The sequence below is a fragment of the Xanthomonas sp. NCPPB 1826 genome, assembly GCF_056725285.1.
This window is the reverse complement of sequence record NZ_CM161521.1, coordinates 2,512,746-2,538,764: the sequence shown is the minus strand read 5'-3', so window position 1 is coordinate 2,538,764 and position 26,019 is coordinate 2,512,746. Positions and strand designations below refer to the sequence as shown.

General features: G+C 63.0%; 25 protein-coding genes and 1 other RNA gene. 15 read left to right on the top strand and 11 right to left on the bottom strand.

Annotated features, from left to right (window positions below; translation table 11 throughout):
* Positions 1 to 302: 302 nt before the first annotated feature.
* Positions 303 to 1,178 carry a LysR family transcriptional regulator gene (locus tag AC1PLA_RS10900; protein WP_481104543.1) on the bottom strand — a complete coding sequence of 292 codons (876 nt, stop codon included), beginning with the start codon at positions 1,176 to 1,178 and terminating at the stop codon, positions 303 to 305.
* 142 nt (positions 1,179 to 1,320) lie between these two features.
* On the opposite strand from AC1PLA_RS10900, the gene AC1PLA_RS10895 reads away from it, so the two are divergent.
* Both AC1PLA_RS10895 and AC1PLA_RS10890 read left to right on the top strand, forming a co-directional pair.
* The gene (locus AC1PLA_RS10895; RefSeq protein WP_166768476.1) at positions 1,321 to 2,190 is read left to right on the top strand and encodes an NmrA family NAD(P)-binding protein; all 870 of its coding nucleotides are present in this window, start codon (positions 1,321 to 1,323) and stop codon (positions 2,188 to 2,190) included.
* A gap of 86 nt (positions 2,191 to 2,276) precedes the next feature.
* A complete protein-coding gene (locus AC1PLA_RS10890) occupies positions 2,277 to 2,726 on the top strand; it encodes a GNAT family N-acetyltransferase (RefSeq protein WP_481104542.1) in 450 nt (149 codons plus the stop codon).
* A 185-nt stretch (positions 2,727 to 2,911) separates the two neighbouring features.
* Here AC1PLA_RS10890 and AC1PLA_RS10885 read toward each other — a convergent pair whose 3' ends face one another.
* The gene (locus tag AC1PLA_RS10885; RefSeq protein ID WP_039529927.1) at positions 2,912 to 3,217 is read right to left on the bottom strand and encodes a hypothetical protein; all 306 of its coding nucleotides are present in this window, start codon (positions 3,215 to 3,217) and stop codon (positions 2,912 to 2,914) included.
* 187 nt (positions 3,218 to 3,404) lie between these two features.
* On the opposite strand from AC1PLA_RS10885, the gene AC1PLA_RS10880 reads away from it, so the two are divergent.
* The 3 genes from AC1PLA_RS10880 (at position 3,405) to AC1PLA_RS10870 (ending at position 6,535) form a co-directional block, all read left to right on the top strand.
* Positions 3,405 to 3,632 carry a hypothetical protein gene (locus tag AC1PLA_RS10880; RefSeq protein ID WP_481104541.1) on the top strand — a complete coding sequence of 76 codons (228 nt, stop codon included), beginning with the start codon at positions 3,405 to 3,407 and terminating at the stop codon, positions 3,630 to 3,632.
* A 125-nt stretch (positions 3,633 to 3,757) separates the two neighbouring features.
* The gene (locus AC1PLA_RS10875) at positions 3,758 to 6,016 is read left to right on the top strand and encodes a methyl-accepting chemotaxis protein (protein ID WP_481104540.1); all 2,259 of its coding nucleotides are present in this window, start codon (positions 3,758 to 3,760) and stop codon (positions 6,014 to 6,016) included.
* Between the two features lie 243 nt (positions 6,017 to 6,259).
* Positions 6,260 to 6,535 (top strand): hypothetical protein, encoded by a 276-nt coding sequence (locus tag AC1PLA_RS10870; RefSeq protein WP_016903859.1) that lies wholly within the window; start codon positions 6,260 to 6,262, stop codon positions 6,533 to 6,535.
* Positions 6,536 to 6,877: 342 nt separating this feature from the next.
* On the opposite strand, the gene AC1PLA_RS10865 is transcribed toward AC1PLA_RS10870, so the two are convergent.
* The 3 genes from AC1PLA_RS10865 to AC1PLA_RS10855 form a co-directional block, all read right to left on the bottom strand.
* Positions 6,878 to 7,906 (bottom strand): Gfo/Idh/MocA family protein, encoded by a 1,029-nt coding sequence (locus AC1PLA_RS10865; RefSeq protein ID WP_481104539.1) that lies wholly within the window; start codon positions 7,904 to 7,906, stop codon positions 6,878 to 6,880.
* 113 nt (positions 7,907 to 8,019) lie between these two features.
* Positions 8,020 to 9,717, bottom strand: a complete 1,698-nt coding sequence (locus tag AC1PLA_RS10860) for an FAD-dependent monooxygenase (protein WP_481104538.1) — start codon at positions 9,715 to 9,717, stop codon at positions 8,020 to 8,022.
* Positions 9,714 to 10,262: a MarR family winged helix-turn-helix transcriptional regulator gene (locus AC1PLA_RS10855; protein WP_481104537.1), complete on the bottom strand. Its 549-nt coding sequence runs from the start codon at positions 10,260 to 10,262 to the stop codon at positions 9,714 to 9,716. The genes AC1PLA_RS10860 and AC1PLA_RS10855 overlap by 4 nt, the downstream gene beginning before the upstream one ends.
* A 369-nt stretch (positions 10,263 to 10,631) precedes the next feature.
* Here AC1PLA_RS10855 and AC1PLA_RS10850 point away from each other — a divergent pair, with 369 nt between their 5' ends.
* The 6 genes from AC1PLA_RS10850 (at position 10,632) to AC1PLA_RS10825 (ending at position 14,357) form a co-directional block, all read left to right on the top strand.
* A complete protein-coding gene (locus AC1PLA_RS10850) occupies positions 10,632 to 11,627 on the top strand; it encodes an acyl-CoA dehydrogenase family protein (protein ID WP_481104536.1) in 996 nt (331 codons plus the stop codon).
* Positions 11,615 to 12,376, top strand: a complete 762-nt coding sequence (locus AC1PLA_RS10845) for a PIG-L deacetylase family protein (protein WP_481104535.1) — start codon at positions 11,615 to 11,617, stop codon at positions 12,374 to 12,376. Before AC1PLA_RS10850 ends, AC1PLA_RS10845 begins: the two co-directional genes overlap by 13 nt.
* Positions 12,373 to 12,969, top strand: coding sequence for a class I SAM-dependent DNA methyltransferase (locus tag AC1PLA_RS10840; protein WP_481104534.1), 597 nt, complete (start codon positions 12,373 to 12,375; stop codon positions 12,967 to 12,969). The genes AC1PLA_RS10845 and AC1PLA_RS10840 overlap by 4 nt, the downstream gene beginning before the upstream one ends.
* Positions 12,966 to 13,652, top strand: a complete 687-nt coding sequence (locus AC1PLA_RS10835) for a glycosyltransferase family 2 protein (protein ID WP_104574310.1) — start codon at positions 12,966 to 12,968, stop codon at positions 13,650 to 13,652. The genes AC1PLA_RS10840 and AC1PLA_RS10835 overlap by 4 nt, the downstream gene beginning before the upstream one ends.
* A gap of 59 nt (positions 13,653 to 13,711) precedes the next feature.
* Positions 13,712 to 13,787: non-coding RNA, sX9 sRNA (locus tag AC1PLA_RS10830), on the top strand.
* A gap of 351 nt (positions 13,788 to 14,138) precedes the next feature.
* A complete protein-coding gene (locus AC1PLA_RS10825; RefSeq protein WP_230583935.1) occupies positions 14,139 to 14,357 on the top strand; it encodes a hypothetical protein in 219 nt (72 codons plus the stop codon).
* A gap of 21 nt (positions 14,358 to 14,378) precedes the next feature.
* On the opposite strand, the gene AC1PLA_RS10820 is transcribed toward AC1PLA_RS10825, so the two are convergent.
* On the bottom strand, positions 14,379 to 15,659 hold the full coding sequence (locus AC1PLA_RS10820) for a two-component system sensor histidine kinase NtrB (protein WP_481106138.1): 1,281 nt from the start codon (positions 15,657 to 15,659) through the stop codon (positions 14,379 to 14,381).
* Between the two features lie 50 nt (positions 15,660 to 15,709).
* On the opposite strand from AC1PLA_RS10820, the gene AC1PLA_RS10815 reads away from it, so the two are divergent.
* Complete coding sequence (locus tag AC1PLA_RS10815; protein ID WP_372358761.1) at positions 15,710 to 16,102, top strand: response regulator; 393 nt, start codon at positions 15,710 to 15,712, stop codon at positions 16,100 to 16,102.
* 296 nt (positions 16,103 to 16,398) lie between these two features.
* Here the strand turns inward: AC1PLA_RS10815 and AC1PLA_RS10810 are convergent, their stop codons facing one another.
* The 4 genes from AC1PLA_RS10810 to AC1PLA_RS10795 all read right to left on the bottom strand — a co-directional run bounded on the left by AC1PLA_RS10810 (position 16,399) and on the right by AC1PLA_RS10795 (position 20,106).
* Positions 16,399 to 17,094, bottom strand: coding sequence for a thermonuclease family protein (locus AC1PLA_RS10810; RefSeq protein WP_481106137.1), 696 nt, complete (start codon positions 17,092 to 17,094; stop codon positions 16,399 to 16,401).
* 417 nt (positions 17,095 to 17,511) lie between these two features.
* On the bottom strand, positions 17,512 to 18,837 hold the full coding sequence (locus AC1PLA_RS10805) for a PQQ-dependent sugar dehydrogenase (protein WP_481106136.1): 1,326 nt from the start codon (positions 18,835 to 18,837) through the stop codon (positions 17,512 to 17,514).
* Complete coding sequence (locus AC1PLA_RS10800) at positions 18,834 to 19,250, bottom strand: hypothetical protein (RefSeq protein ID WP_481106135.1); 417 nt, start codon at positions 19,248 to 19,250, stop codon at positions 18,834 to 18,836. The genes AC1PLA_RS10805 and AC1PLA_RS10800 overlap by 4 nt, the downstream gene beginning before the upstream one ends.
* Positions 19,251 to 19,434: 184 nt before the next feature.
* A complete protein-coding gene (locus AC1PLA_RS10795; RefSeq protein WP_481106191.1) occupies positions 19,435 to 20,106 on the bottom strand; it encodes a TraX family protein in 672 nt (223 codons plus the stop codon).
* 262 nt (positions 20,107 to 20,368) lie between these two features.
* Here AC1PLA_RS10795 and AC1PLA_RS10790 point away from each other — a divergent pair, with 262 nt between their 5' ends.
* Together AC1PLA_RS10790 and AC1PLA_RS10785 are read left to right on the top strand one after the other, a co-directional pair.
* Positions 20,369 to 20,584, top strand: a complete 216-nt coding sequence (locus AC1PLA_RS10790) for a hypothetical protein (protein WP_481106134.1) — start codon at positions 20,369 to 20,371, stop codon at positions 20,582 to 20,584.
* A 521-nt stretch (positions 20,585 to 21,105) separates the two neighbouring features.
* A complete protein-coding gene (locus AC1PLA_RS10785; protein WP_481106133.1) occupies positions 21,106 to 21,744 on the top strand; it encodes a carboxymuconolactone decarboxylase family protein in 639 nt (212 codons plus the stop codon).
* Positions 21,745 to 21,835: 91 nt separating this feature from the next.
* Here the strand turns inward: AC1PLA_RS10785 and AC1PLA_RS10780 are convergent, their stop codons facing one another.
* Positions 21,836 to 22,111, bottom strand: coding sequence for a hypothetical protein (locus AC1PLA_RS10780; RefSeq protein WP_024940668.1), 276 nt, complete (start codon positions 22,109 to 22,111; stop codon positions 21,836 to 21,838).
* Positions 22,112 to 23,158: 1,047 nt separating this feature from the next.
* On the opposite strand from AC1PLA_RS10780, the gene AC1PLA_RS10775 reads away from it, so the two are divergent.
* A complete protein-coding gene (locus AC1PLA_RS10775; RefSeq protein WP_481106132.1) occupies positions 23,159 to 25,954 on the top strand; it encodes a S8 family serine peptidase in 2,796 nt (931 codons plus the stop codon).
* Positions 25,955 to 26,019 lie beyond the last annotated feature (65 nt).

Genomic DNA, 26,019 nt, shown 5'->3' with positions numbered 1-26,019 from the left:
ACCGAGTGCTCGGCGAGCGGCTGAGTGGGCATCTGCAGTGGTCAGCTGGGCAAGGGAGGGCTTGCCTCATTGCGGCATGCATCCCTGAGCGCGAGGCGGTTTACCGACGTCATGACGCGGCCGCGCGTCCCCGAACCAGCATGTTCGAGGACGCGCAAGCGGGCCTGCCATCAGCGTGTGGACCGGCTTATCGATCAGCACTTTCGCAGCGCTATCTGCACCCCAGTGGTGGATCTGTCCAGCGATAACGCGTCCACGCTGGCTGCCACACAGGCTGGCCCGCACAAGCTGGATGCAGCGCCCTACCCCTTCAGCACCAGCGACCCATCCGGATACCTTTCGCACATAAAGTCCACGAAGGCACGCACCTTCGGGGCAGCCAGGCGCCTGGACGTGTGCAACACCCACAACGCCGGCTCCGCGTCAGCGATGGTGCCCCATTGCAACAGTTCGCCACACGCGAGCTGGTTCCGGGCGATCGACTGCGGAATCAGCGCGATGCCACCGCCTGCCATCGCCGCGTCGCGGACCATCAGGAACGAGGAAAACCGCAGTCTTGGAATGGGTTCCAGGACCAGACGCCCGTCATCGAGCGTCCATGTGGTCGGCTGGAAGCTCGACATCACCACGGCGGGCAGTGGTGTAACCGCGCCGCCGGTCGGCATGGCGATGCCGGGGGCGGCCACGACCACCAGCCGATCCCTGGCGAAGCAGCGCCCCACAAGGCTGCTGTCCGGGCTGGGGTTGATGCGGATGGCCACATCGAACTGCTCTTCCACCAGATCGACCGTGCGGTCCTCAGCCACCACCTCCAGCGTGATCTCCTGATAGGCCGCGCAGAACTCTGCGCCGATGCGCCCCATCGCCAGTTGCGAGAACAGCACCGGCGATGCAACCCGCAAGCGCCCACGCGGGCTTGAGAGCCCCTCGCGTGCGGCTGCCATGGCCTCGGCCACCTCGCTCAACGGCACTTCGGTGCGCTCCATCAGCAGCTGCCCGGCCTCGGTGAGCCTGAGGCCACGTGCGCTGCGCTCGACCAGTCGCACTCCCAGTTGCTCCTCCAGCTCGGCGATGCGACGCGACAGGGTCGCCTTGGATCTGCCGCTGGCACGGCTCGCCTTTCCCAGGCCCTGGTTCGCCGCGACCAGCGCGAAATCGATCAATGCATTGAGATCCATGGTGTTCCACATTTGAAACCAGGCGTCTACATCTTGGCGTCTTCGTATTGTGGGTGCAACGGCCTATCGTCTCGTCACCGCAACGCCAAGCGCAGCGGACATGTCGCACTGACGCCTCTTCCATCCATAGCAGGAGATTCACATGAGCATTCTCGTTACCGGTGCCACCGGCACCATCGGTTCTCTGATCACCCAGGGCCTGGCCGACGCAGGCGCCAAGGTCAAGGCACTGGTTCGCCAACCCGGCAAGCGCACTTTCCCGACCGGTGTCACCGAAGTGGTCGCAGACCTCACCGACGTCGCGTCGATGCGCGCCGCGTTGTCGTCGGCGCGCACACTGTTCCTGTTGAATGCGGTCACTCCCGACGAAGTGACGCAGGCGCTGATCGCCTTGAATCTTGCCAAGGAAGCAGGGATCGAGCGCATCGTGTACCTGTCGGTGATCCATGCCGACAGGTATACCAACGTGCCGCACTTCACCGGCAAGTACACGGTCGAGCGCATGATCGAAAGCCTCGACATCGCTGCCACGATTCTGCGCCCGGCGTATTTCATGCAGAACGAAGCGATGATCCAGCAGACGATTCAACAGTACGCGGTCTACCCGATGCCGATCGGCTCGGCAGGTGTGGCCATGATCGATGCGCGCGACATCGCCGATATCGCGGTTGCCGAGTTGCTGCGCCGCGACCGCGCACCCGCCGCACTTGAGCGTGTCACGCTCGAATTGGTCGGCCCGCATGCAGTGACGGGCCCTTCCGCCGCGAAGGTCTGGAGTGCGGCGCTTGGGCGCGAGATCGCCTATGCGGGCGACGACGTGGCTGCCTTCGAAGCGCAGATGGCCACTTACGGCCCTTCCTGGCTGGCCTACGACATGCGCCTGATGATGGCCGGCATCCAGACCCACGGCATGCGGGCGGCCGACGGCACGCTGGAAAAACTGCAGGCCATGCTGGGACGTGCGCTGCGCAGCTATGAAGACTTTGTGCGCGAGGCGACGGCCCGGGCCTGAGCGCAGGTGGTACGACAGGCGCGGTGATCACTGGCAGGATGTCATGCCGCTGCATGGCATCTGCGCGTCTGAGGCAGACTACGCAGATGGACACGATTCGGCCGTATCAATCTCGGGATTTCGACGCCTGCATGGCGCTCTTCGATGCGAATGTGCCGGTGTTCTTCAGCGCCGGTGAACGTGCCGACTTTGCCAGCTTCCTGAGCCATCACGCCGCGGCGTGGCACTACCAGCTACTGGAGCGCGGCAACGCTGTCGCTGGCGCCGCCGGCTACGCGATCGGCGCCGATGGCACCACGGCGAGCTTGTGCTGGGGCATGGTCCACCCGCGGCTGCACCGTTGCGGCGTGGGGACGCAGTTGCTCCTGGCCCGGCTTGAAGCATTGCGCCAGATGCCGGATGTCCGGCGTGTCCTGTTGGATACGAGTCAACACACGCGGCAGTTCTATGCCCGCTTCGGTTTTGTGGTGCAGCAAGTGACGGTGGATGGCTATGCACCGGGTCTGGAACGGTGGGATATGGCGCTCGAGTTGTAGTGCTGGGTGCCACGTGCAGGCAGCGTTCGAGCTGTGCAGTAGCGATGTTGTTCACGGCGTATGGATGCCCCGGGCGGTCGTGCAGACAAGCAGCCTCGCCGTACCACCGCTATTTCAGGCCTGTCACCAAGTGACCGCCGTCGGACACGACTCTCCGAGCATTTCCTACGGACAAAGCAGCACGCTTATCGCGCTGCGTCCTTGTTCACCTGGGCACGCGCGAGCACGCTGGCCGATACCAGCACATCCGGCAGCTCCTGGCGGAAGGCCTCGGCTTGCCCGGCCTGCAAGACCCCGTGAAAGCTTGCGTTGTCGAACACCGGCCTGCCCTGCAGGAAGAAGCCATCGCGGCCTTGCACGACGAAATGGAAACACGCCTGCCAGCGCGGGTCGGGGCTGGCCGACAACTGCACCACCACCTCGCTGCCGGCAGATGCGGTGCTTGCCGGGGTGACCGTGATCGTTCGCGCGGTGATCTGACTGCTGTTCATGGTGACATGATCACGCTTAAGGCGTGGTGGCGGAGTGAGCCGGTGATGGCACGACATGGCATCCAGAGCAGACGCGCCGGCTGGCCAACGCGCTGAGAGCCAGCCAACGGCATATCCCGCGCCAGCGCCGATGGGTGCAGGCCATTGCCCAGGCCAAGCACGTGAACCAAGCGATGAAGCAGCACGATTGACGCACGTTGATACCGCAACGCAGCTTGCGCTGGACGCTGTATCGCGCGCCGTAAACCAGAGAATCTGGTCGGACAGGCCGTTCGCTGCCGCAGCTGGCGTCTATACGAACAAGCCAGGCATCGAGCACGATGCTGAGGCAAGCAACGTCAGCATTATCACGCTGAGAATCACCGCGCCGAAAGTCGGTTTTTTCCTGACCTGCGTGAACGCAAATGCGAGCTAAACACGGCCTGGAGCGGAAGGTTTAAGTTTCTGTTTTTCGCGTCGTTATCACGTTGCCGAGGCATTCACGCGAATATCACGTGGCCTGCCAGCCGGTGCCACCCACTGGACATCAGGACGACTCGCATGACTGCCTATTTGCAACGCTATAACGTCGGGCGCCGTCTCGGCGTCGCCTTCGGAATCCTGATTCTGCTGTCGAGCCTGCTGGTGGCGACGGGCCTGGTCACCATGGCCAATGCAAGGCAGCAATTCGATTTCATCGTGCTCGATCGCATGGCCAAGATCCAGATCGGCAACGGCATGCTGGATGCCAACTCATCGATCCTGATCGCGCTGGGCACCTATGCCATGGCCACCAGCGATGAACTCAACAACGAAGCGCTGACCACCATCAAGGCGCAGCGCCAGCGCTACAGCGAGTTGCGTGCCAAGCTCGATACGCTGCCCAGCTCCGAGGAAGGTCGCAAGATTCGCGCTGAGATGGATGCGCGACGTGCCATCTCGGGCAAGATCAACGACCAGGTCATGGTACTTGCCGCTAAAAACGATAATGCGCCAGCGCAGGCCTTGCTCAGCGAAAAGGCGCGCCCGGCGACGATGGCATGGCAGGACAAGATCCGCGAGCTGGTGACGCGTCAGGAAAACCAGAGCCAGCAAGCCTATGCCGACGCAGTGGCGTCGATGAATCGCGGCAAGCTGCTGATCATCTCCGGTGGCGTTGCCGTGGTGGTGATCAGCAGCCTGCTTGCCTGGCTCATCACCCGCAGCCTGACCCAGCCGCTCGCACGCGCAACCAAAGCCGCAGAGGCGATTGCCAACGGCCAGTTGGACAATGACGTGGAAAGCGACGCCAAAGATGAAACCGGCCGTCTGTTGCGCGCGATGCGTGGCATGCAGAGGCAGCTACAATCCTTGCTCGACGCGCAGAGCGACATGGCCAGGCGCCACGATGATGGCCAGACCAGTTTCCGCATCGATGCCGCGGCGTTTCCTGGCGACTATGGCCGCATGGCCAAGGACACCAATACGCTGGTGGCGTCGCATCTGGCGGTGCAGACCAACCTGGCACGCATCATGGGGCGCTACGCCGTCGGCGACCTCAGCGAGAGCATGGACCGCCTGCCCGGCGAGAAGGCCGTGCTCACGCAGACCATGGACGAGGTGAAGGCCAACCTGTCTGCGATGAACCGCGAGATCAAGCAGCTGGCGCAATCCGCAGCCAACGGCGACTTCAGTGCACGCGGCGATGCCGAGCGTTTCCAGTACGACTTCCATGTGATGGTCGACAGCCTAAACCAGCTCATGGCCACTGCCGACGGCAACCTGCAATCGCTGTCGTCGCTGCTGCAATCCATCGCCGCAGGCGATCTCACCGCGCGGATGACCGGCGAGTTCAAGGGCGTGTTCGCGCAGATGCGTGACGACGCCAACGCCACTGCCGCGCAGCTGGCAGAGATTGTCGGCCGTATCCAGCACTCGGCCGTGTCGATCAATTCTGCCGCCAGCGAAATCGCCGCAGGCAATCAGGACCTGTCGCAGCGCACCGAGCAGCAGGCGGCCAACCTGGAAGAAACCGCCGCGTCGATGGAAGAGCTCACCTCCACCGTGCGCCAGAATGCCGAACACGCCCGTCAGGCCAATCAACTGGCGATCGGTGCGGCTGGCGTGGCCTCGCAGGGCGGCGAGATCGTGAGCAAGGTCGTAGGCACCATGGCCGGTATCGAGGCCTCGTCCAAGAAGATTGCCGACATCATCTCCGTCATCGACGGGATCTCGTTCCAGACCAATATCCTGGCCTTGAACGCGGCAGTGGAGGCCGCACGTGCCGGCGAACAAGGCCGCGGCTTTGCGGTGGTGGCGTCGGAAGTCCGCACCCTGGCCCAGCGCTCCACCGCTGCGGCGAAGGAGATCAAGAGCCTGATCGACGATTCGGTCGAGCGGGTCGCCGAAGGCTCGACGCTGGTGCACACGGCAGGCTCCACGATGGCCGAAATCGTGGCCAGCGTGCAGCGCGTGACCGACATCATGGGCGAGATTTCTGCGGCATCGCAGGAACAGTCGGCCGGTATCGAACAGGTCAACACCACCGTGACACAGATGGACGAAACCACGCAGCAAAACGCAGCGCTGGTGGAAGAAGCCACCGCCGCCGCACGCTCGATGGAAGAACAGGCCGTGCAGCTGACGCAGGCGGTAGCGGTGTTCAAGATCAGCGAGGGCAGTACGCGCACCACGCGGCCGGCAGCGCCGGTTGCGGCAAAGCTCAGCGAGATTGCGGGCCGACCTGCCGCTGTCAAAAGCCCGGGACGCCAGGCACCTGTAGCGAAACGGGCGGTGGCCGCAGGCGCATCGCACGATGCAAGCGACTGGCAGGAGTTCTGATCTGTCGCATCGCAAACAACGGCCCGGCTAGTCCGGGCCGTTTGCTTTTGAGGGCTGAGCGCATCTGCAACTGACCTACACGCCAAAGCGATCCGTCACCGGATGTGCGAGCGCCTGCACGATGCCTTAACCCGCCCAGCCTATGCTGCGCCGGGCTGGACCGCGGCGCTTTGTTGCGCTGAATATCGATTGCCGTTGTCGTCCATGCCCCCGGAAGATCAAAGACATCGCAAAGGAGACTGTATGAAGAAGCTGCACACGCTTATGGCTGTCGGTTGCCTGCTGGGTCTGAGTTCGCCTGCATTTGCCGAGATCGCCAATCTGACCAATAGCGCCGATGGCGCCAATCGCGATGCGGGTATCGCGGCGGTAAAGCAGAAACTGCAGGACGCCTGCAAGTCGCGCAACGGCAGCGTGGATCTTGATTCGTTCGAGGTGGTGTTCGAGAAGACCAGCAAGAACCCGGACGTCCCAAAGCCCTATTATGTGGACGCGAAAATCAAGTGCGACCTGCCCTAAGCGCGGCTAGCGAAACGCGCCTGGCAGTGCCAAAGCGCGTCCATCGCGCATCGGGCACCTAGATCACCACAAGGCCCCGCATACGCGGGGTTTTGTTTTGCCGCGGCCGGCCCTGCGCGTCGGGCCGGCGCTTGAAGAGCGTCGATTCCATCCTGTTTGTGAAAAACCGCGCTCAGGCGCGCTACGCGTTGATCATCGCTCGCCTGCGCTCATCGGCAGGCGGGCGGGCTTGCATCAGCTGCAATACGTGCTGCATTTGGCAATGCGGTTTTTGAACATCCTGCATGACCGTGCGCTGTACTCTCTGCAAACGCGCCTTGGCGGCTGCAAACGCCCTGCCCGCTATCCCAGCTGTGCCCGCGCGGTATCCAGGGTTGTCAGGATCTGGATCACTTCATCCAGCGGATGGAGCGGAGACTCCTTGCGCCCTTCCCCGATGTAGCGCGCCGCGGCTGTCGCTTGCCACGACAGGCCCGCGTAGCCGCTGATTCCGGTCGGATCCGTCCACATCGCGGGCGTGCCGGCGTGGTCGTTGCCGACCAGGCTCAGCGCGGTCGGGTTGTGGAACTCGCCGGCAAGGTCGATGCGGCCCTGGCTGCCGGTGACATAGGCGGTGGAGCTGCTGCGGGCCACGATGGAGCTGATCAGCGTGGATTGCGCGGTGCCGCCGTGCGACAGCACCATGGTCGAGAAGGCATCCACGCCGGTGTCGGTCAGCGCGCCGGTGGTCGTGATTGCGGTCGGTGCGCCCAGGATCATCGAAGAGAACTGCACCGTATACACGCCCAGGTCCAGCAGCGCGCCGCCGCCGAGCGCAGGATTGCGCTGGCGGTGCGTCGCGTCGTCAGGACCGCGTTGGCTCAGATCGGCGAACACATGGCGAAGCTCGCCCAACGCGCCATCGGCCAGCAGTTGCCGCAGCACCGAGGTATGCGGCAGGTAACGGCTCCACATGGCTTCCATCAGGAACAGGCCGCGCTGCCGCGCCTCCTGCACCAGCACACGCGCATCGTCGGCGCAGGTGGTGATGGGCTTTTCGATCAACACATGTTTGCCGGCGCACAGCGCCAGCAAGCCCTGCTGCAGATGTTCGCTGTGCGGTGTGGCGATATAGACGATGTCGACATCGCGGTCCTCAACCAGCGCCTCGTAGCTGTCATAGGCACGCTGCATCTCCCAGGTGCTGGCAAAGGCCTCGGCACGCGCACGCGTGCGCGAGGCCACTGCAAATGGCTGTTGCCCGGTATGGCGGCGCAGCGCGCTCACGAACGCCGAGGCGATCGCTCCAGGCCCCAGCACTCCCCACCGCAACGCGGGCTCGCCGCGCTGCGGCAGGAACAGCTCGGGCTCGGGAAACACTGTGGGCGTCATGCGCTTGGCCTCCTGGGTAGCATGTGCGCGCATCCTAGCAAAGCAGGAGCAGCGTTCCCGGTGGTGCCAGCTTGCGCAGCGTCATCGAGCGGTTTGGATGGATCACTGCAGGCTCAGCGTGCAGCGCCTTCTGTCGCAGGGTCGAAGACGCGCTTGCAATAAGAGCGCAGATGTTCCGGCGTATCCGCACGACCGCGAAAGGCGATGTGGCCGTCGGGCCGCACCAGGATCAGCGCGCTGGTGTCTGCAATGCCATAGGCGGCGTGCGCAGCGCCGTCCAGATCCGAGAGTGCGGTGGCGTCGTCGGGTTGCGGCACGGCGGCGCCCAGGATGAGTCTGGGCCGCAGCCATGGCCACGCCTCCAGACCGGCAAGCGCCAGGCGCAGCTGTGGCATGGCATCGTGCTGCCGCCCGTCGAAGGCAAGCAGCGCCCATCCCCAACTCCATCCATCCGGGTTGTAGAGATGGGCGAACAGCGTTGTCGAGGTGCCATCTGGGGCGACGACATTCGCATCGGGCGCGCGGTCGCCGCAGTGCGGCACGCGGCGCTGAAGCAGCTCGCGCAGGCCGCCAAGATGATCGTCGTTGAGCGGGCTTTGCGGATACGCCACCGACAACTGCTGCAGATCGTCCGAGCCCTGGATCAGCGTGCCGATGGTGGGGATGAGCTTGGCGGCGATGCCCATGGCCGCATCCTTGATCGGGCCGCGGTAGACGCTGTTGTGGAAGCCACGCGCCTGTCGTTCATCCAGTTCACGGTGCTCGCCGCCACGCTCTACGTCGTAGGAATCGAGCACCACCGGCGCGGCCTCGCCTTGCAAGGTCATCGCCAGCCGCCATGCCAGGCCGATCGCATCGTGCAGGCCTGCATTCATGCCCTGCCCCCCGATCGGCAAGGTACGGTGACCGGCGTCGCCGACCAGCAGCACGCGCCCCTTGGTGTAATGCGCGGCGGTGCCATGCTGGAAGCGGCTATGCGTCAGCCAGATCGGATCGCTTAGCGTCAGCGTCGGGTCTTCGGTCACCTCGCGCGCGATGGTCTGCATTTCCTCCAGGGTCGGGTCACGCTCCGGGATGCCGGTGTCGTCGGCCAGGAAAAACAGCCGGTGGTAGCCGCCCCACACTGGCAGCACACCGCAGAAACCCTTGGGGTAATAGAAAAACCAGAGCTGATCGAAATCGGTGGAACGTCGCCAACGCAGCTTGGCATCGACCTGACGGTTCATACGATTGGGTAGCTTTTTCGGTTCGAAATCCAGCCCGAGCTGTTTGCGCACGGCGCTGTCGCCACCATCGGCGCCGATCAGGTAACGGCAGCGCAATTGCTCGGTCGGGCCGTCGGCCTGGTCGCCGCTGTCGCATGTTACAAGCGTGACGGTGACGCCGTCGGCATCCTGTTCGAAGCCGATGATCTTGCGGCCACGCTCGACGCTGCCGCCTTTCGCCTCGAGCTGCTCGGTCAGCACGGTTTCGATGACGTCCTGCCCGCTGTAAAGCACCTGCGCATACGGGCTGGCGATATCGGCAATTTCCACCGGGTCGACGGTCTGCCCGTTGAGCAAGGTGTTGACCTTGGTGATCCGATACGACTTTTCCGCCAGCGCATCGCGGATACCAATGCTGTGGAGCAGCTCCTGCGGCCGCGCCCAGAGGTTGTTGGCGCGCGAATGCGGCCTGGCTTGCACGCGTTGTTCGAAGACGCGGAAGTCGACGCCGTGATGGGCGAGCGCACAGGCGGTGGTCAACCCGATCGGGCCACCTCCGACGATGATGACGTCGGTGTCGACGTCGCGTTGTACGGAAGCGTTCATGGCCTGCCTTTTTTTCGGGAGACGCGTGTTGCGTCGGCGGTCGCGCTCGGCGCACTGACGTCCTGCGCCATGACCTCGTTCATTTCGACCAGCACGGCGAGCGCGGTTGCCACGCGTCTGGCTCCGATGCGATCCAGCAAGCGTTGGTCCAGCGGAGCGGCGGCGGCTTCTGCTGCATTTAGCGCGGCGCGGCCGGTGCGCGTGAGCACCACCAGCTTTGCGCGCTGGTGGTGGGGATTGGGCTGGAGCGCAACGAAGCCTTGCTCGAGCAATAGATCGACGACGCGCTGCACCGCCTGCCGGGTGATGCCCATGTTGCGCGCGATATGCGCCACCGGCAGTGGCATCGGCGAATAGCCCAACGCGCCCAGGACCTGCCACCACGCAGTGGTCAGCCCGGCAGGGCGTACCAATGCATTACCGGTCTCGACCAGACGGCCGTTCGTTTCGAAGATCTTGATCACCAGGTTGCGGACAGCCAGTAAATCGTCTTGAGTGCTCATAGGCAGCATGCTGCCGATATGACAATATGCTGTCAATTGCAAATTTTAGGCTGCAGCATTTGCCTGCCGGTGCCCTGCATCCTTGGAAACTCCCTGCACCAGGAGTCGAGCGACGCCGCAACGCTGGCGTCGAATGCGTGCGCGATCAAGTTCGTCATCGCGTCGCTGTGATCGGTCGCGATTCGGAGCCTGTGGTCGAGATACATCGCGCCGATTAGCCCGCTGCTGTTGAAGGGTGGCACAACGCAGACGAGTCAGTGACCACATATTCCACTGCAACGACATTGTCGTCTGAGCATCGATTCGCGCAGCAAGTTGCGACAACATCCCTGCACTTCTGCTCGCTTTTCACTTGGAGAGCCCTCTTCACGCGTCACACGCCTTGCACCGTGTGCTGCTTAGCTTGTTCCGATGAGCGCACGTATTTCATCGCACACCCTTGTCTTTGCATCGCACACGGATTCAGCCCCTACCGCCGGACTCAAGCATTCGATTGCGGACAAGTGGCTCGAGACCCATCCGACGCTGCCGCTCCCCGGGCGGGGTCACACCATGGAACGCTGGCAGACGCTTGCCGATATCGCGGCAGATGACTTGTGCGCGGCCAAGTTCCTGGAAGCGCACTACGATGCGCAAGCCATCTGCGCCGATCTGGGCGTGGATCTCATCACGCCGACCCAGCGTTGGGCGGTGTGGGCGGCCGAGCCACCCGGCTCCGATATGCGTTTTTCCGGACAAGTGCTCAACGGCACCAAGGCGTGGTGTTCTGGTGCCGCGCAAGTGACGCATGCGCTGGTGACGACGGGCCATGCAGGCGCCAGTTGCCTGTTTGCCGTGGCGCTGGATCAGCCCGGCATTCAGATCGACAGCAGTGCGTGGCAGGCGGTCGGCATGCAAGGCATCGAGACGGCCAATGTCCGTTTCTCCGATACGCCAGCGCAGCAGATTGGCGCAAGTGATGCGTACCTGACCCGACCTGGATTCTGGCACGGAGGTGCCGGCATCGCCGCGTGCTGGTTCGGCGCCACCGTTGCAGTTGCCGATGTGCTGCGTGCCTCTGCGCGTGTGAGCAAAGATCCGCATGCCGCCGCGCACCTGGGCGCCATCGATGCAGGCCTGGCATCTGCCGCTGCGTTGTTGCGCCAGCTGGCAACACGCATCGATGCGCAGCCGGAGCAGGCACATCTGCGTGACGTACTGCAGGTGCGCAGCGTGGTCGAGGCGGTGGCACGTGACACGCTGGATCGGGTCGCACGTGCGTTGGGTCCAGGGCCGCTGTGCGGCAACCGCGCACATGCGCAGCGTTGTGCCGACTTGTCGGTGTTCATTCGGCAACACCATGCAGAACGCGACCTGCAGGCCCTGGGCGAGTTGTGCCAACAGGAGACATCGCCTTGGAAGATCTAGCCGGGCAGCCCATCGAGGGCACAGGCACGCCGGAAGCCGCATGGCGCGCCGCGCCTTACCTGAGCGAGCTGTCACGTGCCACGCTGTCGCACCTGATGCAAGGCGGCCAGCGTCTGGTGGTGGTGGCGCCGCACCCGGACGATGAGGTGCTTGGATGTGGCGGGTTGATTGCCGCCGCGCGTGCCGCAGGCGTACCGGTGCTGATCATCGCGCTGACCGATGGGGAGCAGGCCTATCCCGACGAACCCGGCTGGCAGCCACAGGTGTTGGGTCCGGCGCGGCGCTTGGAACTGGAAGCTGCCGCGCAGCAGTTGGGTGTAGTGCCTGGCGCATTGACCCATCTCGCCCTGGGCGACGGCGCGCTGGCGGCATGCGAAGCGCGCATGGCACAGGCCCTCGGCGATCTGATCACTGCGCAGGACACGGTGCTGGTGACTTGGGACCGCGATGGCCATCCGGATCATGAAGCCGCATCGCGTGCGACCCATGCCGCGTGCAAGGCGCAGTCGGCGCGGCGTCTGCAATATCCGGTCTGGGCGTGGCATTGGTCGCGTCCGGAAGACGGGGTATTTGCCGATGGCACTGCCGTGCGCTTCGATCTATCGCCCGCGGTGCTGGGTGCCAAGCAGCGCGCCATCGCGTGCTTTGCGACGCAGCTTGGCAACTGCACGCCGGCCGTTGCAGCACCGATCCTGCCGCCGTCGGTGCTGGAGCGCTTTGCGCGGCCGTTTGAGGTCTTCATCCGATGACCGCGCTGAGCGTTGAGCACTTTGAGCAGATGTATGCCGATGCAGACCCGTTCGGCTATCGCTCGCGCTGGTACGAGCAACGCAAGCGCGACATCCTGCTCGGTGCCCTGCCCTATCCGAGGTTCGCGCGCGGCTGGGAGTTTGGCTGTTCCAACGGCGAGCTGACCGCGCAGCTGGCGCTGCGTTGCGACACGCTGCTGGCGACGGATCTGTCGCAGCAGGCGGTCGAGCTGGCGAGCGTGCGCGTGCAGGCGCTGCCTGCGGTCACGCTGCAACAGGCCGCGCATCCGTCGGACTGGCCGGAAGGGCTGTTCGATCTGATCGTCTTCAGTGAAGTGGGTTATTACCTCGACGATCCGGCGTTCGAAAAGACCGTCGCGCTGTTCGCCCGCTCGCTCACCGCCAAGGGCTGTCTTGTGGCATGTCACTGGCGGCATGACTTCGACGGTGCATTACGCAGTGCCGAGCAGGTCCACAGCGCGCTGAACCAGGCATTGGCAATGGACACGCTGTGTTCCTATCAGGATGCGGACTTCGTGCTGCAGGCCTGGATGTCCGGGCCGTCGATTGCACAACAGGAGCAGCTGCGATGATCGCAGTGACCATCCCGGCGCATAACGAAGCGGATCTGATCGGCAAGTGCCTGCAATCCATTCTGGTGGCGGCCGCGCATCCGCATCTGTTTGGAGAGCGCGTGGAAATCCATGTCGCGCTCGATCGCTGCAGCGACGGTACCGGCGCCATCGCACGCGCGCACGGCGCAAGAACCGTCACCACCTCCGGTGGTGTCGGCATTGCGCGTGCCGCGGCGGCGTCAGCCGCGATTGCGCGCGGGGCGCGCTGGCTCGCGTTTACCGATGCCGACACCTGCGTACCGCCGGACTGGCTTTCGGCACAGCTCGATTGCGCTGCTGATGTGTTCTGTGGCGTGGTGGAGGTGACCGACTGGCACGATTTCCGTCCTGAGACACGGCAGGCCTTCCTGACCAAGGAAATTCGCCGCGATGGGCATCCGCATGTGCATGGCGCCAATCTCGGCATGAGTGTGGCTGCGTACGTGGCAGCCGGTGGTTTCTCTGCGCTCAAGTGCAGCGAAGACGTGGCGCTGGTCTCGGCACTGGAGCGCGCGGGCATGCAGATTGCCCGCCTGGTCAAGCCGGTCGTCAATACCAGCGCCCGCCGCATCGCCCGTGCGACCGGCGGATTCAGCGATCACCTGGCTCGACTGGAGATGGCCGTACTGGCAGGCGAGCCGGTACTGGGTAATCAGGTTTAGAGCGGCTATCAACATCACTGGGTAGCCGCCAGGCGGGCGTGGCTGGTGCTGGGAAGTACATGCACCACTCTTACGCCGCGATTCCTTCGCGTCATCCGCACTCGCCTGGCGACTGCACGCTAAGTTTCGCTAGCCATACTTAAGCGCTGGGTGTATCGCCAACTACTGCTCAGCAGCAAGCAGTCGCGTCGGTTCCAGGCATTGGATGGGATCGCCATTGGAAACGGCGCAAATAAATCAGTTTATCCAGCGATCGATATCTCGATCACCACCAGCTGTCGCGACAATGGAAACTACGTTTATCTGTATAAGCGAGCTGTGCATAATCCACTGTGGTCGTGTTCTTTTTGATTTAATCGTCATCTGCTGATTATTGCCTTTATCGCTTGCAAGTTGAAAAAATTGCGATCAAGGTGCAACTGTTCTCGACTTAATGCGCCGGCCACGCCGGCCACTGCCGCTACCGAGGTTATGATGGACCCCACGATGTTTCGGCAGATTGGTCGTTATCGATTGACTGCACATACGGTCCCGGTGGGCGGTGTTTTCTCCCCGGAGATTCTGGTGTCGTTCGATGATGGAATCACCTTGTATGGGCACAGGCATGAGATGCGATTCGACACGCAACTTGCCGCGCACCACTACGCCAGACAATGGATGGGCAGATGCACCATCACGCCGCTGGGCATTCTCGAGAGTCTTTGAGCGACGCCGCTACGTCTGATGTCAGGAACCAGATGGCTCCGCTGCAGGGAAGCCCAGCGTGAAGCAGGCGCCCTGCCCTGGTACCGATTGCACCTCTATATAGCCGTCGGCCTGTCTGACCGCCCCATCGACTTGCGCCAAGCCCAGCCCGGTGCCCTTGCCTGCCGGTTTGGTGGTGAAGTAGGCGTCGAACAGCTGATCGCGGATCTCCGGTGCAATACCGCTGCCATTGTCCTGGACAGAGAGGGTGACGTAATCGCCGGCCCGACGACCGGCGGCATCCACATCTGCTAGCGTCCGCGTCGCCACGGTGATGCAGACCCTGCCACGCACCGCGCAGACATCGCGCGCATTGATCACCAGGTTCAACAAGGCCCGTTCCAGCGTGTGTGGATCCGCCAGTACGTCACTGTCGCAAGTCGTGGTCTCCCACTCGACCGATACCGCAGCGCCTGCCGCCTGTTGAAGCAAGGGCAGCAGGCGCGCGACCAGCGCATTGAGCTCGACACGTTCGGGAGCATAAGGATGCTTGCGTGCAAAGCCCAGTAGGCGTTGGGCCATGACCGAGCCCTGCTGCAGAGCGGTCTCTGCCATGCGCAAAATCTTCTGATCCTCTTCTACGATCGAGCCACGCGACTGAACCACATCGATGGCAGCGCCCGCGGTTTGCAGCACATTGTTCAGGTCGTGAACGACACCGGCCAACAGTTGACCGACTGCCTCGCCCTCCTGCGCACGCTCGGCTACGCGCTCAGCCAGACGCTGCGCGGCGCGTGCAATATCCAGCTCAACCTCGATGCTTGGAGACTGCGCCTCTGCACGTACTTGGTCGTGCGTCGCCGCAGCAGCCTGCTCATCGTGCCTGGTTGTAGCCTCGCTGCGGGCCTGCAGCGTCTGGTTGAGCGTGCGTAATGCTTGCTGCGACTGCCGGCGTTCGGTGATGTCGCGATTGACCGCCAGCACGCCCTCGATCTGGCCATCAGCGTTACGCAGTGGGCTTGTCGACACCAACCAGCTCTGGAGCTGCCCGTCTGCATTCGTACATTCGGTCTCGAACTGCTGCGACTCGCCACGCTCGGCGGCAGCGAGCGCTTGTTGCACGCGTGGCCTGAATCGCTTTGGCCATAACGACACCCAGGGCAGACCCACCACGGACTTGGCATCGACAAACGCCACACGCGCCAGACCATGTGCATTGACGAACCTGACGCGTCCGTCCAAGGCAATTTCCTTGATGGAATCCAGCGACAGCTCGACGACCTGTCGATAGCGATGGTCGGGAAAGTCCTGCGTGCTGTTCATGGTTCTCAAATCGATCACGTGTTTTTCGCGTGGGAAACGTAGTGTGATGCATGCATCCTCAGAAAACCTGCTTTATGGGCTCTACAAACGAAAAACTGATTCTTGTCGTCGAAGACGATGCTGACACGCTCGAGTTGGCCACGCTGCTGCTGACCGAAAGCGGTTATGCGGTCGTCACCGCAACCGATGCGCAGGGCGCGCTGGAGCATATCGATAAGCACCCGGCGATCGCGCTGGTTTTCACCGACCTGCAGATGCCGGGCTTACTCGATGGATACGGCCTGATTTCGTATCTGCGCGCAGACGGTAACAATCTGCCGGCGATCCTGACATCGGGTCTGGGGCATTCTCCCAATGGACTACCCAGCCGGACCACGTTCTTGAGCAAGCCCTACACCCGCCGCAGCCTGGTCCAGAATATCGAGGCTTTTGTCGGGCATTAGAGCGGCTAGCAGGACTACTGCGCGGCCGTCAGGCGGGCCCGGCCGGTGCTCGGGATCGGCGTCACTTCTACCCTTGGAGTTTTGAGTTCCTCGTCCATACTCCCGACGACCGCTGGCTACGTGTTTTCAGCCGCTCTTGGCGTGACGGTCAGAACGCAGCTCACACCTTGCGGCGCATGTGCATGTTTCAGGTGTGGTGCTTGCCCCGCGCTGGGTTGATTGACCAAAACACCCCAGCAGGATCGACAGGCGTCGCGATAAGCTGCTCGACGCTGGATCGCACACTGTGCCTGCCATCAGCGCGCCGCGCGCCGCCAGCCTGCATTGATCGCTTCCTGGCTGGTGCAGAAAAAACGCTCGCCCTTGGCAGGTGAGATGCTGGTCCGCGTGTAATCGCGTTGCCCGGGCATATGAAAGATCTTGCTGCCCTTGCTCGAAATATTGCCCTTGATGGCGCAGTGCGCAGGCGTTTGCGTCTGCACTGCCGCCTGTGCACGCTGTGCACGCTGTGCCGATTGCGTGCGCTTACTGCGTCGGTAATCAGCAGGCATCTGAAAGCTGCCAGCCCAGAGATTGCGCCGTTGCTGCTGCGCGTTGCGTTCGTCGGCAACGAACGCGGTGGCGTACTCGCGGTAGGCCACCGCCCAACCGGATTGCACCATCCAGCGGTTGACCGACTGCCCCTGCACATAGCACTCGGCTACGATCCGTCCATAGCGATCGGTGTCCTTGGGTTGGCAGCGAACCGTCTTGTCGAGCAGATAGCCATCCAGTGCAGCAGCGGAACGTCGGCCGCAAGGCCATGCGCTGCCAGCGTTGCTGGTGCATTGCTGCGTGCTTTCGGGTGCATCGATGCCCCACAGGCGGATACGTTTCTGCGCGACAGTGATGGTGTCACCATCGGTCACGGTTGCCCGGCCGACCAACTCTGCTGCAATAAGGGGTGAAGCGAAGAGTGCAACGACAACCACCACCGAACATCTGAACAACATCAACAACAAGCCTCGGGTGATCGGCAGAGCGTGGTCCGTCTGTTCTTGCCTTGGTAACAGCGTCTAGCCGATTGGCTCACCAGAGATCCATCGCACTGATGCCTGCATCATCCAGGCCGACGCGGGGCCGGCACTGTATGCCAATGGGACGGCGATGCCTATCCCTTGCGGTGGTCTGCGAAGACGGTGTTGCGCTCGGTGTTCATCGATGCGCATTCGTTACGGCTGCATTGGAGGCCGATCAATCGCGGTGCCGATAGACGGCGAATAGAAACCAGTGCCTTGAAGGCCGGTGTCTCTGAAAAGTTGGATTGTTCCTGATGAGACCTACAGGTAGCCCCTGCCCCCCGCACCCTTGGCGCAAGTAACACACCGAGTACTGCCCGGTTCTTTGCAGAACCGGGCATGCAGGCAGGCTTACTGCGCAGCCGCTTGCGGCGCGACAGGCGCCGCATCCGGCGTCACGCGCCAGATCGTATTGGCCAGATCGTCCGCGACGATCAACGCACCACGTGGATCGAGCGTGACACCGACCGGGCGACCGCGGGTCAGGCCATCGTCGCCATGGAAGCCGGAGACGAAGTCGATTGGGTCGCCCGCCGGGCGGCCATCGCGGAACGGCACGAACACCACCTTGTAGCCCACCGGCGGGTCGCGATTCCAACTGCCGTGCTCCCCGACGAACACGCCGTCGCCGAACTGCGTTCCCATCGTGGTCGAAGAAAAAGCGACACCGAGTGCGGCGACATGCGAGCCCAGCGCGTAGTCGGGCACGATGGCCGAGGCGACCTTCTGCGGGTCCTGCGGCATGACCCGCGTGTCCACATTCTTGCCCCAGTAGCTATAGGGCCAGCCGTAGAAACCGCCTTCGCGTACCGAGGTGAGGTAGTCGGGCACCAGGTTCGGGCCGATTTCGTCACGCTCGTTGACCACCGCCCACAGTGCGCCGCTACCTGGCTGGATCGCCAATGCAGTGGGATTGCGCAGCCCGGTGGCATAGCTCTTGTGGGCACCGGTTGCCGGATCCACCTGCCAGACCTGGGCGCGGTCGACTTCGGCAATCATGCCGCGCTCGGTGATATTGCTGTTGGAGCCGATCGCAACATACAGATAGCGTCCATCGGCACTGGCGGTCAGCGCCTTGGTCCAGTGATGGTTGATGGCCGACGGCAAGTCGGTGACCTTGCTGGGCGCAGCGCTGGCCTTGGTCTGCCCTGGCTGATAATCAAAACGCACCAGTGCGTCCTGATTTGCCACGTACAGCGCATTGCCGATCAGCGCCAGGCCGTACGGTGCATTGAGCTTGTCGGCAAACACAGTCTTCAGTTCATAGGTACCGTCGCCATCGGCATCGCGCAGCAGCGTCAGACGGTTGCCGCTCTTGACCGAGGTGTTGCCCTTGGCCTTGATCGCACCGGCAATCACGTCCTTGGGCTTGAGGTTGGGTGCATTGCCGCCGCGGCCTTCGGCGACCAGGATGTCGCCATTGGGCAACACCAGCGTCTGGCGTGGAATGCCCAGACCGGTGGCGATTGCAGTGATGCGGTAACCCGCAGGCACGGTGGGTTTGCGCTCGCCCCAGGCTGCCGGCTCGGCGATGGTCATATCGGGCAGCAGGCCGCGATCCGGCGCTGGCAGTTCGGGACTGGTGCCGTGTTGCTTGAGCTCGGGTGCCTTGCCACAAGACGCGAGTGCGGCAGCGAGGATGGAACCCGACACGACGGTAATGGTATGACGCTTCATCGGGCACCTCCCACGCGCAGGCTGGACAGCCCCGACCAGGCTGCAACAAGCGCGAATGCGGTCGCAATCGCAGAAAATACCAACGCTGCCGGCATGATGGCCCAGGCATCGCGGGCATGATGCAGGGCGTCGAAGAAGCCGACGATCCATGCTGCACCGAGCGCGATTACATAGATCACATTGCGGCTTCCGCGAACGAAGCCGACGATCGCACACAGCAAGGCGATCGTCGTCAATACCATCGCGCCGATCAGCAGCCACGCAGCAAAATTGGCCCACTGGATCTGATGACTGCTCCAGTACGCGTAATCGCTCAGCAAGGAGCCGAGAAACAGCGGCCACACACCGCCGAGCACGGCTGCATGGAACGGATGGATGGCCCAGGATCGGGCGGGCATGGCAGTTGAATTCATGGCGGACTCATTCGGCGCGTTGGTGAAACGTGACCTGATGCTGCCAGCTGCTACGTGATGAGCGCGGTGATGCTGAGTCATCTCTGCGCGACGGCTGCTCTAATGCAGAATCCTCGTGCCCATGGTTCAGGACATCGTGACCCAAGGCTATCGATTCGAACAGCATCCGCGGCGCGGGACGCGATTAACTTACTGTCCAGATGAGGCCGATCACAGCCAAGTGTGCAACGTAATAACCATAAAATGCCCAACGTAGCCGGGGTAGCGGTAACTGCAGCCTGCCGAGCTGCATCAGCGGAAGTGCCAACAAGGCCCAGCCATTGCCGTTGTTCCAACACAACAGTCCCATGCAGATCCACAACGTCCACGGCAATTTGGCTAAAGTCGGTTTTGTGGAAGCCAGGCCGACAAGTGACTGCAGCGTTCCGCCAGTGCGAAACCAGCTCCATGCCGCCCCTACAAGCCAAACTCCGATCCATTGATAGTCGACGGCCATTGGCGCAAGCAGTCCAAGAAACGAGGCCAGCAGCCAGCGGCGATCTTGCATTGACCAGACGAGACAAGTCGCAAGTGCGAAGGTGATAAGGATGTTGACCGGCAGCAGGAAACCAAATGCCCACACGTGGAACGGCTGTGCAATGAGCCCCCAGCCAGCCAACCGCTTTACCGACTTCGCGTAGTCGGTTCCAGGTTGCGCGAGATTGAAGGCCATGATCAAAGCAAAAACTGGGAAGGCTATGCGTCCGAGTTCAGATAGAACCGGTAAATAGCCATCCAGCAGTGCCTTGACTACGTGATCGAAGGTCATAAAAACAAGCGCAATCCATTTCAGGAGCTCCCTGCCGCTACTCGTCATGTCGCCTCTCAAGTGTCGTGCTGCAGCAGCGGCGAAACTGCGCACTAGGACAGCCATGGAATGTGCGGCCAAGCCCATCACCATCGCCACGTGAAGTTTTCATCAATCAACTACCGGTAGAAGAACGGTTGTAACTCAAACCGAGCAGGCAATCACCCGCTCTTTGACACAGGCAGCTGATGTGGCTTCTCAACCGGCTGGATTTGTCGCTGCAAAAGCCCACGACAGAATAGTGGAATGTAGGCGCTCTGGCGTGGCGGGCATGGAGACATCCAGCCCCTTCCAAGGCTGCGCCGCTCAGGCGAAACCCAAACCACTCATCCTGCAGAGCGACCGCTGGACCGCCGCCATGATCACAGGTCATGGAAAGATGTGCGTGCTCCAGGCCGCTCTCTACGCTGGGCTCTATCCACTGGAGGAGCAGGCAGATGAAAGCATTCGCAATGATGTTGCTGGCAACCGCGTTGACCATGACTGACACGACCAGCATGCCCAGCCAGCGCCGCTCCAAACAGGGGCACAGAATAGGACCGCAGCGATGCGATTGCATGAGCTGCGTGACCAAGACCAGCACTGACTCCCTTCCCCGCCGATTTGGTCAGCAGCACCCATCCAGGATGGCTTGAGTTCCAGTGCGGGTGTGCAGTGATGAGCACCGGTCATAGGACCATGCAAGCTGGATGGATGGAGCGGCATTGCATCTGCGTCATGCTCGTTGCCGGTATGTACGGCAAGGAGACGGCGATGAAAAGCGCAAGCCTGATGCATTCGACTCGGCATGGTGTACGCACAGCTGGGGCGCCATCTGCACCGCATGGTCCGGCATCGGATGCTTGGATTCGCGCTGCCTTGCCCCTAAATCGGTGGAGAGATGGGATGCCATGCGCAAGCGCGCTGCGCCGCACTCTCCCCTCCATGGCTGCGCTGTTGTTGGGCGCAGTTGTCTTGCTCTCTGTTGCCCCCTCCCCCGCGGCAGCACACCCTTCGGAGATCACGTCCATGACGACACACGCCACCTTGTCGCCTACGCAGCAGGCCATTGCGCCGATTGCCGCGTTTGCGGCCACCGGCGATATCGACCGCTTGAACACCGCATTGGAGGCGGGCCTCGATGCTGGCTTGAGCATCAGCGACTGCAAGGAGGTACTGGTCCAGCTGTATGCGTACGCCGGGTTTCCGCGCAGCCTCAATGCACTGGCTGCGCTGATGCAGGTCGCCGATGCACGCAAGCAGCGCGGCATCGCCGATGCGCCGGGACACGACCCCGGCCCGGTACCGAGCGGCGATGCGCTGCTGGCGCTGGGCACCGCCAACCAGACCCGTCTGGCCGGCGCACCGGTGACCGGGCCGTTGTTCGCGTTTGCGCCGGCAATCGATCAGTACCTCAAGACGCACCTGTTCGGCGACATCTTTGCCCGCGACAACCTGGACTGGATGAGCCGTGAACTGGCCACGATCAGCGTGCTCGCCGCCCTGGAAGGCGTGGAGGCGCAGCTGCAATCGCATTTGAAGATCGGCCTGAACATCGGTGTGACCGAGGCACAACTGCACGAACTGGCCCAGGTGCTGGACAAGCGCGTCGGTGCGGCCGCCGGCACACGCGCCAAGGCGGCACTGGCCAAAGCCCGGGCCCAGTGAACCTGCGGCGGGATTCGACAACCGTAGCGCATGATGCCGCTGCGGGGTGCCATGCCGGTGGCGGCACTACGTCGAAACCGATCGGGCCCCGCTAAAGCGGCGCCGGGCCAGCCGCCAGCCCCGGCCGCCCACCGGCCTGCTTGACGATCAACTGGCCGATGTATTGTTCGGCCAGCCTGGTGCCGATCTCCAGCGCGGTCTGCAGCGAGCCGAAGGTGGGTGCAGCCGGCAGCGGCACGGGATGTCCACAGACCTGCAAGGTCTCCAGCACGATGCGCCGATGCCCGAGCTGTCGAGCGACCACGCGGTACGGCAGGCCCTGGTCGGTGCCTTCCGTGGACATTCTTTCGGTGCAGTGGGTACTCATCGGGCTCGAGCATAGCTGTGATGCCCAAATTTGGTGGCGTGGCAATTTGAACAATTTATGCAGACGCTAGCGCAGCACCAGCGGCGCACTTCCGACAGAACCGCTGCGGCCTGAGCAGGCCCGACCATGCTGCGATGACACCGATGTCGCACTCTGCGTGGCGGACGTAGCGGCGCCGACGAGGACATCATCAGAATAATCTGCTGTAGGGGAACGCCAAATTTTGAGCTCCCCCCCGAAACAATCGGCTTGAATATTCCCCTGGCATTCAGCTTTGATGGCCCGAAGCACATTCAGCTTTGATGGCCCGAAGCAAGGGCGCGCCGGCCTCGAAGTTTATTCGGCGCACTGAACATCAATCGTTTCTTCGAGCATATCTCCTTGCGAATTTCATATAGGAAATGCGAAGAATTGGGCACAATGGCCGGGCTCGCTCGCTTTTGGTCAATATAAATTCGGCGGATATATTCGCCTAGTAGCAGAAAATTTAATATAACACCGGTGTCATTTCAATAAACCGCACCGGTCAGGCCTGATACGGAAGAGTCCGTTAGAGCTGCTAACTTACAGTCGAATCCGCTACGGCGTGTGGGCAATTCACCGACACCTTCGACGCATTTCCCGATTACCTGCGATATGCATCGCATTTAGGATTGCCGCCCCCGGAGATTCGTGACCGCTTATTGTCGCGTCCGCTCTGACATTTCGTTGCGGTCGGGCCTGATAGGGAGTTTTCTAATCCAATTTGGCTATGGATTAAATCATAAAACCCTATGCGTGATGTTTTTCTCTGAATAGCAACTGTCCGTTCAGGCTTTAGAGTTTACCGATAGCGCCGTTAAACAATCTCGCAAGCACACGGTTCAATGCGTCGGCGCATCACCGTGTTATCCGGAGCGCTTATCTGAGGGGACAGATTCGCGGCGGATAAAGTGAATAACACGTGAAATCAAATGCCACGCCGGCAATCCCCGGTGATGGAATCGTCTGCGCCAAATTTTAGATCTTTTGCAGTTGCGGCGCGCCACTACCGGAATCGACCAACCTATGAATCGCTCGCTACTCGCAACCACGATCGCCTCCTGCCTTGTCCTGACTGCCTGTGGCGGCGGTGGCGGCGGCGGCGGCAATGTCCGCAGTGATCCGCCGCAGACCACGGTGATCGCTCCGACGCCGTCTACGCCTACGACGCCTACGACGCCGACAACTCCGACAACTCCGACGACGCCGACAACGCCGGGCACCACCACGGCCGACCCGTTGCCCAAGACCGCGCCGACGCCGGCACCTGCGCCCGCCCGCTACCAGGGCCTGGGCAGCAACCTGCTGGTGCCGACCAATGCGGATCTGGCACAGCAGGCCGGTGCCAGGGGCCAGGGCGTCAAGCTGGCAGTGCTGGACGACAACCTCTACGGCAGCTACGCGCCGATCAGCGGCAAGGTCGATTCCTTCAACGATTACACCGCCAGCCCCGGCACACCGGAATCCACGTCGAACGCGCTGCGCGGCCACGGCACCGTCATCTCGGCATTGGTGCTGGGCACCGCGCAGGATGGCTTCGCCGGCGGCATCGCGCCGGATGCAGACCTGTTCTATGCGCGCATCTGCGCCGAAAACTCCTGCGGTACCCAGCAGACCCGCCGCGCTGCGGTGGACCTGGCGGCTGCCGGTGTGCGGATCGCCAATCTGTCGATCGGCGCCTCGTATGCAGATGCGGCCAGCAGTGCCAATGCCGCACTGGCCTGGAAGTACGCGCTGACCCCGCTGGTGCAGGCCGATGCGCTGATCGTGGCCGCCACCGGTAACGAAGGCGCGGCGGAAGCCTCCTACCCGGCAGCGACGCCGGTGCAGGAAGCCAGCCTGCGCAACAACTGGCTGGCCGTGGGCGCGGTCAACATCGACAGCGCCGGCAATGCCGCCGGCCTGACCAGCTATTCCAACCATTGCGGCGCCGCTGCACAGTGGTGCCTGGTGGCGCCGGGCAGCTACTTCGCACCGGCATTGGCCGGCACGGAGCTGCAGGGCCAGATCGCCGGCACCTCGTTCTCCACTGCCGCAGTGAGCGGCATCGCGGCGCAGGTGCTGGGCGTGTATCCGTGGATGAGCGCCTCCAACCTGCAGCAGACCCTGTTGACCACCGCCACCGACCTGGGCGACCCCGGCGTGGATGCGCTGTACGGCTTCGGCCTAGTCAATGCGGCCAAGGCGATCAAGGGCCCGGGCCAGTTCGCCAGCAACTGGTCGGCGAATGTGACCTCCGGCTACGACAGCACCTTTAGCAATGACATCTCCGGCGCCGGCGGCCTGACCAAGAACGGCACCGGCAAGCTCACGCTCAGCGGCAACAACACCTACACCGGCGGCACCAGCGTCAGCGATGGCGTGCTCGCACTGTCCGGCAGCCTGCGTTCGGATGTCACCGTGCTCAACTCGGCCACGTTCGAATCGCACGGCGGCGTGATCAATGGTAACTACAGCCTGGTCAACACCACCGGCACCACCGCCCTCGAGCTGGGTAAGGGCTTGACCGTCACCGGCCAGGCCAGCCTGAAGGGCAACCTGCTGTTGCTGCCGGAAGCGGCTGGCTACAACGTCGGCAGCAGCGAGAAGATCGTCAAGGCCGGCACGTTGCAGGGCACCTTCGACCGCGTGCAGTACGCCAACAACTTCTTCTGGACTGCTTCGCTCGCCTACGACCCCACCACCGTCACCGCCACGCTGACCCGCAATGCCTCCGCTGCCAGCGCGCAGGCGGCCGGTGCGCCGCAGTCGGTGGTCAACGGTGCCACGCAGGCCGATACGCTGGTCAAGGTGCTGGATACGCGTGTGGCCTCCGGCGATACGGATAACCTGGGTGGCCTGATCAGCGCTACCGGCGCGCTACTGGCGGCCAACGATGCGCAGGTTGCCGCATCGCTGCCGACCCTGGCCGGTCAAGTGCACGGCATCGAGCGCACGCTGGGCTTCCAGTCGGCACTCAACGATGCACGCGTGGCGGCCGATCGCCTGCCCTACCTGGTCGACACCACCACGCTGACCACCTGGATGCAGGGCAGCTATCTGGACGGCGAACTGGGCGGCAAGGGTTTCGACTCGGCCGACTACACCCAGCAGGCCACCACCGTCGGCGTGGATCTGCCGATGGGCAACGCCGGCACCATCGTGGGTGCGGCGCTGAGTTCGGGTCAGGACCGTGCGCACATCGATGCGTCGGCCAGTCGCCTGCGCTCGGACCGTTACGCGATGACCGCGTACCTGTATCAGCCGATCGGCCAAGCGTATGTGTCCGGGATCGGTTCCTACGGCATGAGCAATGTGGACACCGAACGCACGGTGCAGGCCGGCAGCATCGGCGAGCGCCTGCAGGATCGCCGCCACGACACCAACTGGTCGCTGCGCGCGGAAGTCGGCCTGATGCCGCAGGCAGGGCTGTCGCCGTTCATTGCCGCAGGCGTGGTCAGCCAGACCCAGGATGCCTTCAGCGAAGCGTCGGCCACCGGGCTGGGGTTGAGCGCCAACAGCGACACGCTGCGCGCCGGCTATGGCGAGGTGGGTGTGCGCGGTCATCTGGTACGGGGCAAGTGGGGCTTTGATGGCTTGATCGCCTACCGCTCGCTGCTCGGCAATCCGAACTCGGACTTCACCGCCTGGTTCACCGGTCTGCCGGAAGCGCGCTTCAACGTGGCCGGCGAGCCGGTGTCCAAGCAGTCGGCACGTGCCTCGGTGGGCGTGCGCTACCAGCTCAACGATGCCTTCTCCATCTACGGCAACGTGGGCGCCGAGCGCGGTCGTTCCGATGCCAACAGCATCAATGCCAATGTCGGCTTGCGCTGGCAGTTCTGATCGCGACCGGCACCCGACCGCACTTGGTCACCACAACCACTGATGCCATGCAGCACTGCGCATCA

Coding starts and splice junctions, on each gene's coding strand:
- AC1PLA_RS10900 (WP_481104543.1), bottom strand. CDS start 1,178: ATGGATCTCAATGCATTGATCGATTTCGCGCTGGTCGCGGCGAACCAG.
- AC1PLA_RS10895 (WP_166768476.1), top strand. CDS start 1,321: ATGAGCATTCTCGTTACCGGTGCCACCGGCACCATCGGTTCTCTGATC.
- AC1PLA_RS10890 (WP_481104542.1), top strand. CDS start 2,277: ATGGACACGATTCGGCCGTATCAATCTCGGGATTTCGACGCCTGCATG.
- AC1PLA_RS10885 (WP_039529927.1), bottom strand. CDS start 3,217: ATGAACAGCAGTCAGATCACCGCGCGAACGATCACGGTCACCCCGGCA.
- AC1PLA_RS10875 (WP_481104540.1), top strand. CDS start 3,758: ATGACTGCCTATTTGCAACGCTATAACGTCGGGCGCCGTCTCGGCGTC.
- AC1PLA_RS10870 (WP_016903859.1), top strand. CDS start 6,260: ATGAAGAAGCTGCACACGCTTATGGCTGTCGGTTGCCTGCTGGGTCTG.
- AC1PLA_RS10865 (WP_481104539.1), bottom strand. CDS start 7,906: ATGACGCCCACAGTGTTTCCCGAGCCCGAGCTGTTCCTGCCGCAGCGC.
- AC1PLA_RS10860 (WP_481104538.1), bottom strand. CDS start 9,717: ATGAACGCTTCCGTACAACGCGACGTCGACACCGACGTCATCATCGTC.
- AC1PLA_RS10850 (WP_481104536.1), top strand. CDS start 10,632: ATGAGCGCACGTATTTCATCGCACACCCTTGTCTTTGCATCGCACACG.
- AC1PLA_RS10840 (WP_481104534.1), top strand. CDS start 12,373: ATGACCGCGCTGAGCGTTGAGCACTTTGAGCAGATGTATGCCGATGCA.
- AC1PLA_RS10835 (WP_104574310.1), top strand. CDS start 12,966: ATGATCGCAGTGACCATCCCGGCGCATAACGAAGCGGATCTGATCGGC.
- AC1PLA_RS10825 (WP_230583935.1), top strand. CDS start 14,139: ATGTTTCGGCAGATTGGTCGTTATCGATTGACTGCACATACGGTCCCG.
- AC1PLA_RS10820 (WP_481106138.1), bottom strand. CDS start 15,659: ATGAACAGCACGCAGGACTTTCCCGACCATCGCTATCGACAGGTCGTC.
- AC1PLA_RS10815 (WP_372358761.1), top strand. CDS start 15,710: ATGCATCCTCAGAAAACCTGCTTTATGGGCTCTACAAACGAAAAACTG.
- AC1PLA_RS10810 (WP_481106137.1), bottom strand. CDS start 17,094: ATGTTGTTCAGATGTTCGGTGGTGGTTGTCGTTGCACTCTTCGCTTCA.
- AC1PLA_RS10805 (WP_481106136.1), bottom strand. CDS start 18,837: ATGAAGCGTCATACCATTACCGTCGTGTCGGGTTCCATCCTCGCTGCC.
- AC1PLA_RS10800 (WP_481106135.1), bottom strand. CDS start 19,250: ATGAATTCAACTGCCATGCCCGCCCGATCCTGGGCCATCCATCCGTTC.
- AC1PLA_RS10795 (WP_481106191.1), bottom strand. CDS start 20,106: ATGACGAGTAGCGGCAGGGAGCTCCTGAAATGGATTGCGCTTGTTTTT.
- AC1PLA_RS10790 (WP_481106134.1), top strand. CDS start 20,369: ATGGAGACATCCAGCCCCTTCCAAGGCTGCGCCGCTCAGGCGAAACCC.
- AC1PLA_RS10785 (WP_481106133.1), top strand. CDS start 21,106: ATGACGACACACGCCACCTTGTCGCCTACGCAGCAGGCCATTGCGCCG.
- AC1PLA_RS10780 (WP_024940668.1), bottom strand. CDS start 22,111: ATGAGTACCCACTGCACCGAAAGAATGTCCACGGAAGGCACCGACCAG.
- AC1PLA_RS10775 (WP_481106132.1), top strand. CDS start 23,159: ATGAATCGCTCGCTACTCGCAACCACGATCGCCTCCTGCCTTGTCCTG.